Below are 802 nucleotides of genomic sequence, written 5' to 3'. Positions count from 1 at the left end.
GACCATGTTATCTCTTAAACAAGCCCGTCAACTGCAGACCGTGCTCCTGGGATTGCTGGCCTGGGGCGTGGCCCTGCTGATCTTCTTCCCCATCTTCTGGATGGTGCTGACCAGCTTCAAGACCGAACTGGATGCCTTTGCCACCCCGCCGCAGTTGTTCTTCACTCCGACCCTGGAGAACTACCTGCACATCGACAGCCGCAGTGACTATTTCCACTTCGCCTGGAACTCGGTGGTGGTGTCTTTTGGTTCCACGATCTTTGGCATGCTGCTGGCGGTCCCGGCCGCGTATTCCATGGCGTTCTTTGAGACCCAGCGCACCAAGTCGACCCTGCTGTGGATGCTGTCCACCAAGATGCTGCCCCCAGTGGGCGTGCTGGTGCCCATCTACCTGCTGTTCAAGGACTCCGGCCTGCTGGATACCAAACTGGGGCTGGTGATCATCTATACCCTGATCAACCTGCCGATCATGGTGTGGATGGTGTACACCTACTTCAAGGAAATCCCCAAGGACATCCTGGAAGCCGCCCGTCTGGACGGGGCCTCCGCAACCCAGGAGATCACCCAGGTGCTGCTGCCGATCAGCAAGGGAGGACTGGCCTCCACGGTACTGCTATCGCTGATCCTGAGCTGGAACGAAGCCTTCTGGTCACTCAACCTGACCGCCTCGTCCGCGGCTCCGCTGACCGCCCTGGTGGCCAGCTACTCCAGCCCCGAAGGACTGTTCTGGGCCAAGCTCTCCGCCGTCTCGACCCTGGCCTGTGCGCCGATCCTGATCTTCGGCTGGCTGAGCCAGAAACAA

Annotated in this window: 1 protein-coding gene; it reads left to right on the top strand. The window is 60.0% G+C overall.

The window, feature by feature from the left end; genetic code table 11:
* Positions 1–4: 4 nt before the first annotated feature.
* On the top strand, positions 5–802 hold a 798-nt coding region (locus BTA51_RS28860; protein WP_094712539.1), incomplete at its 3' end, for a carbohydrate ABC transporter permease.

Source organism: Hahella sp. CCB-MM4 (assembly GCF_002260525.1).
GTDB lineage: Bacteria > Pseudomonadota > Gammaproteobacteria > Pseudomonadales > Oleiphilaceae > Hahella.
Note: the sequence above shows the minus strand (reverse complement) of the source record. Positions and strands in the feature narration are given on the sequence as shown.